Origin of the sequence: Rhizobium sp. RU36D (assembly GCF_900176345.1) — a bacterium.
In the GTDB taxonomy this organism is placed as follows: Bacteria; Pseudomonadota; Alphaproteobacteria; order Rhizobiales; family Rhizobiaceae; genus Allorhizobium.
Genome location: NZ_FWXU01000033.1, coordinates 40332 through 46614, shown reverse-complemented (window position 1 = coordinate 46614; position 6283 = coordinate 40332). Strand labels below are relative to the sequence as shown.

Annotated in this window: 7 protein-coding genes; 2 read left to right on the top strand and 5 right to left on the bottom strand. The window is 62.0% G+C overall.

The genetic code is table 11. The annotated features are described in order from the left end of the window. Nucleotides 1–104 precede the first annotated feature (104 nt). The 4 genes from B9A97_RS29960 to B9A97_RS26550 all read right to left on the bottom strand — a co-directional run bounded on the left by B9A97_RS29960 (nt 105) and on the right by B9A97_RS26550 (nt 1519). Nucleotides 105–326, bottom strand: a complete 222-nt coding sequence (locus B9A97_RS29960; RefSeq protein WP_179145404.1) for a hypothetical protein — start codon at nt 324–326, stop codon at nt 105–107. Between the two features lie 156 nt (nt 327–482). Then, nucleotides 483–653 carry a hypothetical protein gene (locus tag B9A97_RS30060; RefSeq protein WP_210189734.1) on the bottom strand — a complete coding sequence of 57 codons (171 nt, stop codon included), beginning with the start codon at nt 651–653 and terminating at the stop codon, nt 483–485. A 262-nt stretch (nt 654–915) separates the two neighbouring features. Further along, nucleotides 916–1230 carry an NHLP leader peptide family RiPP precursor gene (locus B9A97_RS26555; protein ID WP_084368846.1) on the bottom strand — a complete coding sequence of 105 codons (315 nt, stop codon included), beginning with the start codon at nt 1228–1230 and terminating at the stop codon, nt 916–918. A gap of 61 nt (nt 1231–1291) precedes the next feature. Then, entirely contained in the window at nt 1292–1519 is a 228-nt protein-coding gene (locus B9A97_RS26550) for a hypothetical protein (protein WP_084368845.1), read from the bottom strand. A 543-nt stretch (nt 1520–2062) separates the two neighbouring features. Between B9A97_RS26550 and B9A97_RS26545 the strand changes: the two genes are divergently transcribed. Both B9A97_RS26545 and B9A97_RS26540 read left to right on the top strand, forming a co-directional pair. Next, nucleotides 2063–4561, top strand: a complete 2499-nt coding sequence (locus B9A97_RS26545; RefSeq protein WP_084368844.1) for a sensor histidine kinase — start codon at nt 2063–2065, stop codon at nt 4559–4561. Then, complete coding sequence (locus B9A97_RS26540) at nt 4558–5259, top strand: response regulator transcription factor (RefSeq protein WP_084368843.1); 702 nt, start codon at nt 4558–4560, stop codon at nt 5257–5259. The genes B9A97_RS26545 and B9A97_RS26540 overlap by 4 nt, the downstream gene beginning before the upstream one ends. A gap of 26 nt (nt 5260–5285) precedes the next feature. On the opposite strand, the gene B9A97_RS26535 is transcribed toward B9A97_RS26540, so the two are convergent. Continuing rightward, nucleotides 5286–6275, bottom strand: coding sequence for a GNAT family N-acetyltransferase (locus B9A97_RS26535; protein WP_143530727.1), 990 nt, complete (start codon nt 6273–6275; stop codon nt 5286–5288). Between the last annotated feature and the right edge of the window lie 8 nt (nt 6276–6283).

The following is a 6283-nucleotide window of genomic DNA, read 5'->3' as shown; positions in this document are numbered from 1 at the left end:
CCGAAGCCGAGGAGCAGTACTACGCCACCCTGGACGCACTAGCCATGGCCGCATAACTTAAACGAAATCGCCTCCGGCAAACCCGGCGTGGTTCACTCTGATCATCAGGCCGCTTCCCAAACCTGGTTGAGGATCTTGGCCGCAAGCGCTGCTTTATCCTGCGGCAGGAAGCGACCATAGTGCTGCTGCACGACATCGGGCGTATCTTGGATTGCGTAGCTTGCCTGCTCGTACGAACCGATCTGCTTTAAGATGTGCACGCATTTGACGATCTCATCGGTGATCTTGCGATATTCCGCCAGAGGCTGTCGACCTCGAGCACGCACATGATTGGCTCAAACGGATCGCGATGCACCCGTCTGACGCGCTGGATTTCCTTGGACCGGCTAAATCCGTCCACTGCAAGATCACCGTCGCATAACTGCACCATCAGAGACAGAAATTCGCTCGTTCAGCGATCAATGCACCAGAGCCCGCCATATTCAATCAGTTAGCGACCGCTGCTTGACCTCGAACGCGGCGGTGAGCAAGCAATCGATGCGGGCGCCGCCAACGGCATAGTCAGGCAGTTCGTCGGCGGCAATCGCGCCTGGGAGCAACAGCACGACCTCGCCAGCCGGTTCTTCCACCATCGTGATCTTCAGGCCCGGCACGGGGTCGTTTCCGTAGAGCTGCCTGATGGTGGCGTGGGGTCGTTTTTGAGGAGGGCGCGAAAGCTCGCATCTCTTCCGGCCTATTCGATCAGGCCTGCCTCGATATGGGCACGGGCGCGCAAAAGCACATCGCCCTTGAAGGGCATTGTAATGGGAACTTCCCTTTTTGATGTGAGATGGCCGATGCAATTTCGGATGTTGGTCGGCCGAGATGGACTGCCTGGCCGGCAAGCCCGTTTGAGCATTGCCGGCCGTGCGAGAGCTACTTGCAGAGGATCTCCATCCCTTTCCCGTTGGCAGGGCTTCCGAAGCCGCCGGAAGCGAGATCCAGCAGTTCGTCGGGCAGCTCGTCCTGGGCGATATTGCGGGGCAGCACGAGGATGACCTCGCCCGGCTGTTCCTCGATCACGGTGATCTTGAGATGCGGGATGGGATCGGTGCCGAGCATCTGCTTCAGTGCCGCGCGTGGATCTTGGGCTAGCAGACCGCGGAATGTGGCGTCGCCTTGGGCCTTTTCGATCAGTGCGCGCTCGATGTGCTGGCGCGCTTGGGTTATGGGGTCGATGGATAACGTCATGGGATCGCTCCTGTTCGTAGCTATGATGATGATGATGTCGGCGGCGAATATCGCAACCGGACTACCATTTGGTCCGTTCGCCGGAGCCGTTCAGGACACTCAGCAGGCTGGTCAGATTGTCGGAGACCCCCACCCCGCCGGATGCCTGGTCGAGGGCCGCGTCGCTCAGTTCCTCCGCGAGCGGCCGCGGCAGCGCGGCGCGCAATGCCGCATCCTTTTCGGCTTCGGCTATCAGTGTCCCAGTCAGCGTATTGCGCGCCTTATTGGACATATCTTCCTGCGATGTCATGGTGGTCTACCTTTCAGTTGGATGGGCGGAGGCGGCTACCGCCGCCTTCCTCGATCACGCGGTTCTTGTCGGGCGGGGCGATCGATGGCGATCTTCCCATAAGTCTCTGATTTCATTTTCATAATCTGCGCATCTTTTCAGCAAGACGGGATTAATTTCCGCTCGCCCTCATTGCACAAACCATTTGAATTGAGATCAAACACTCTCTCGCAACGGCACAAGACAAGCTATACTTCCAACGATAGCAGTAAGGTTCGAAAGACATGAAAAATGCCAAACGCCACAAGAATTCGCTGCGCTATGGCGTTGGCGCAGGAATCGGCAAATAGGCGCAATCTGGTCTTTGAGGAATTCTGACGGGCTGCGGCAACTGTAACGCAAAACGGTCATCGGCTGACCGCCGTTATCTTAGGCCAGCTTGCACAGTGCGGCGTCACTTATGGCAGCACGGGCCGCAAAGCGACTTGACGGTCGGTCTCAAGTTCGGTGCAAGACGCACCGTATTCATCTTACGAACATGCCGAAACAAAGGCCCGCCGTTTCATGCCCACCAATGATGTCGAGATCCCTGAACATACCTATGCCATCGGGTGGACCGGTGAGTTTCGCGATCCCGCGACGGAAGCGAGGTATGCGATGGCCGCGCGCCGTGCCATGATGGGCAATGCGCAGATCTGCATCGTTGCCACGACCCTGGCGAGCCTGGCCTTTGCGCCGCTGGACCTGATGATGATACCGGCGCCGGAACTCTATCTGTTCCTGGCAATACGTCTGCTGCTAGGGCTCATCTGCGTGGCGACCATGGCGTCTCTTGGCCTGGTGCAGGAGCCCAGGGCGATTGTCGCTGTCACCTATCTCCAGCAGGCCCTGTTCTTCTTCCTCAACGCCTTGATCTTCGACCACCCGTCACTCACCCGCCATGGCGGCCTGCTGCTGCCCCTGATTGCCATCGCGTTACCGATGTATCTTCCGGGGCGGCTGCGCGCCATTGCCATCGTCAGCGCCTATGCGCCGATGATCAGCCTGCTGTTCTGGGGCGTGCTGCGACCAGACCCTGAGGCCGGGCTGGATCTGGCGGTCATCGTGCTCGTCACGGGGGTCGCGCTGGTCGTCGGGCTGGTCGCCAGAGTGCAGCTCAACCGCATGCGTCGCGAGGAGTTCCTGCATATCGAGCGCGCCCGTCGCGTCAATCTGGAATTGCTTGATGCCAAGGAGGCGGCGGAGGCCGGCGCCCGCGCCAAGGCGGATTTTCTGGCAGTCATGAGCCATGAAATCCGCACGCCCATGAACGGCATTCTGGGCATGATCCGACTGGCGCTCGACGATGCCATGACGCCGCTCATGCGGGAGCGGCTCGGTGTTGTGCTGCGATCCGCCGAGGCGCTGCAAGTCATCCTCGACGATGTTCTCGATCTTTCCAAGCTGGAAAGGGGCAGCCATGACTATGAGGCGATGCCGCTCGATCTGCGACGGGTGCTGAGCGATGTGACCGACTTGATGGCGCCGCGCGCACGCGAGAAGGGCATTTCGCTCGATCTCGACCTGGATTCGCAGGTTCCCGCATGGGTCACGGGTGACGCGGCCCGGTTGCGGCAGATCCTTCTCAATCTCGTCGGCAATGCGGTCAAGTTCACCAGCAAGGGCGGGATCGCCATATCGGTGCGTGCGGAAGGTGCCAATGTCGCGTTTTCTGTTTCGGATACCGGCATCGGCATCGGGGAGCATGAGATGCCCCATCTGTTTCAGCCCTTCGTGCAGGCAGACGCGTCCATCCGCCGGCGATTTGGCGGGTCTGGTCTTGGTCTTGTCATCTGCAAGCGGCTGGTCGAGGGCATGGGCGGGCAGATTATCGTGGAGAGTGCGGTCGGACGCGGCAGCCGGTTCTGCTTTTCGCTGACAATGCCGGCGACAACGGCGCCTGCGCCGAAGGTGGACGCCAAGCCATCGACGGGCAACGCACCGCGCGGCCTCACCCTTCTGCTGGTGGAGGACAATATCGTCAACCTGCAGGTGGCAACCGGCATCCTGGAGGCTGCCGGCCATCGTTGGGTCGCCGCGGCAACCGGCGTGGAGGCGCTTCAGCTTGTACAGCAGCAGCCTTTCGATGCAATTCTGATGGATTTGCAGATGCCCGAGATGGATGGCTTTGAGGCGGCTCGGCAGATCCGGGCCCTGGGTGGCGACTATCTGAAGCTGCCGATCTTCGCGCTTACAGCCAACGCCATGCCGGCTGATATCGCCCGCTCGAAGGCCGCGGGCATGGATGCGCACCTCGTGAAGCCGATCCATCCGGATGCGCTCGAGCGCGCCCTGGCCCTGGCAATCGATAGACCCGTCGTGCCGCGTTTGGGCCTTGCACCCGGTGATGATGTCCTGGTGATCGGCGAGCCTGCTGCCGAGATGGCAAGCGCCCTGACAAGGTTTGGCCTGCGCCAGTTTCCGCTTGCGGATATCGCGGCGGCCGGCGCCATTCTTGCCATCAGGCCGTTTTCGGCGCTCCTGCTGTTTCAGCCGTCAGCGGAGCGGCTGGCGGCATTGCGTCGTGCTGTGCCGGTGGGGCGGGATCGCACGCCGTTGATCGCCGTTTCCATCGATGCGTCGGGGGAAGGCGATAGCCTATATGCCGCAGGCGCCGATCTCGTGCTGGCAGCGGATGCGCCGTTGGCCGACCTTGCATCGGGACTATTGGTCACGCCCGAGGGCGATGCAGAGGCGCCGGCACTTGCTTCCCTCTTCACCCCCGAACGTGTGGTCCAGTTGGAACAGCTGTTTCTCGACAATCTGCGCGAACAGGCAAAGCTGCTCCTGGCCAGCGATCTGTCGGAAGACTCCGTCAGTAGGATTGCCCATCGCGTCAGGGGCAGTGCGGCCAATATGGGATATCAGGACCTGCGCGACTGCGCCGATGCCACGTTGACAGCGTCCGGGCCGGGCCTCATAGACGCGGCCGACCGGCTGAGGCGACGGATAGAGCAAACGATCTCGCAACTTGAGCGGCCCCCAGCGCGGGGTAAGACCGTGGAGACAGATCTACCCCGATGAGTGCAACAATTCTTGTTGTCGAAGATGCCCCGGAAAGCCTCGCCATGATTGCGGGCTTTCTTGAGGAAAACGCAATGACGGTGGCCACGGCGCGGTCCGGAGCGGAGCTGCGCAGCCGCCTGCAGGTGTTGCAGCCCGATATCATTCTGCTGGATGTCAACCTGCCCGATGGCGATGGCATCGAACTGGCGCGCCAGATGCGGCTCGGCGGACGTTTCGGCCTGATCTTCGTCACCGGACGTGACTCGGACGAAGATGTGCTGTCCGGCTTCGAGGCGGGCGGCGACGACTATGTCACCAAGCCGATCAACCTGCGCACGCTGCTGGCTCGCATCCGCAGTGTGTTGCGACGTTCGCGCGAGCCCGTTATCACCTTCGATGGCTGGATCCTCGACGTGGTGCGCCGCGAATTGTTCAGGCCAACGGGCCAGTTGGTCGAACTGACTGCCGGGGAGTTCAACATCCTGGTGGCGCTGGCCTCCCGCCCGGCCCAGCCTGTATCGCGCGACTTCCTGCTTGACGTGATTGCAAACCGTGATCCGCGCGAGATCAGCGCCCATACGGTCGACAACCTGATTGCCAGGCTGCGCCGCAAGATGCAGCATGACGGGCAGAATGTGCCCATCGTCACCGTGCGCGGCATTGGTTATGCCCTGATGCCGGCGCAGCGAAAACCCGATCCCGTCAAGGTGGATTGAGTCTGCCGGCCGATCATTTACCGGCTCTAGTCGATGCGTTGGCTGCTTTCCATCAGCCTGTCGGCCCATAAGGCATGGGGACGAAAGCGGCGGTCCAGAAGCGTGCAAACCTTTGCGCCGGCGCCCATGCTGGGCTGAAGGGTCAAGGTGGCCTGCGGGCCATGTTCGGCTTCCAGTCGCTCCAGCAGGCGAGCCATTGCGGCAACCAGCGCAGCGCGCACCGGCACCTCGGCACTCACCCAACCGATCGGCACCGTCCAGCGTTGCAGGGCCGGTTGTGGCTGGCACAGCAGCCAGCCCAGCACGCAGCCATCGGTCTTGACCAGAAGTTGCGACACCGGCCGATCAGCGGTTGCCAGCCAGCGATCGGGCGCCGCCCAGCTTGGGATTTCGCCGCATGCGACGCCCAGCCTTGCGTTTTCCTCGAAGGCTGTCGCTTGTGCCGGCATCAGGTCTGCCAGGCTTACAATGCGAATGCCGAAGTGCTCCAACTGGCCCGATAGCCTTGCGGCCCAGGGCAGGGCCTCGTGCCGGTCGCTGACATGGAAACTCATGCGCAGGCGTGCGCGGCGCGGGGCAGCCCAGTTGTGATGGGCGAGCAGGGCGGAAAAATCCTGCACGCGGGGCAGGTGGTCTGACCATTGCGCGACCAGTGCCGTCCGTCCGGCTTGCCCCATGCGGCTGCGCCATTCGGACAACAGGCGCGTTGCAAGCCCTTGGCGACGCAAGAGCGGCAGAACCATCAGGGAAATCAGCTCCTGCTCACGCGGATCCTTTTCGCTCTGGCGCGACAGGAGAAGGCCTGCGGGTATCTCGCCGACCCAGGCGGACAGGTGGCACAGGCCAGATCTGGAATCGGCATCGGTATCGCCGCCTGTGCCCGCGCCAAGGAGCCCGGTGAGCCCCGGTGCTGTCAGCGTCGCAAGGCTGGGCAGATCGTCGATCCCGCAAGGCCTGATGCTGATTTCGCCAAGGGCGGGCGACTGAGACGATAGACTGGCCGTTTCGTGCTGCATGGCTGTCA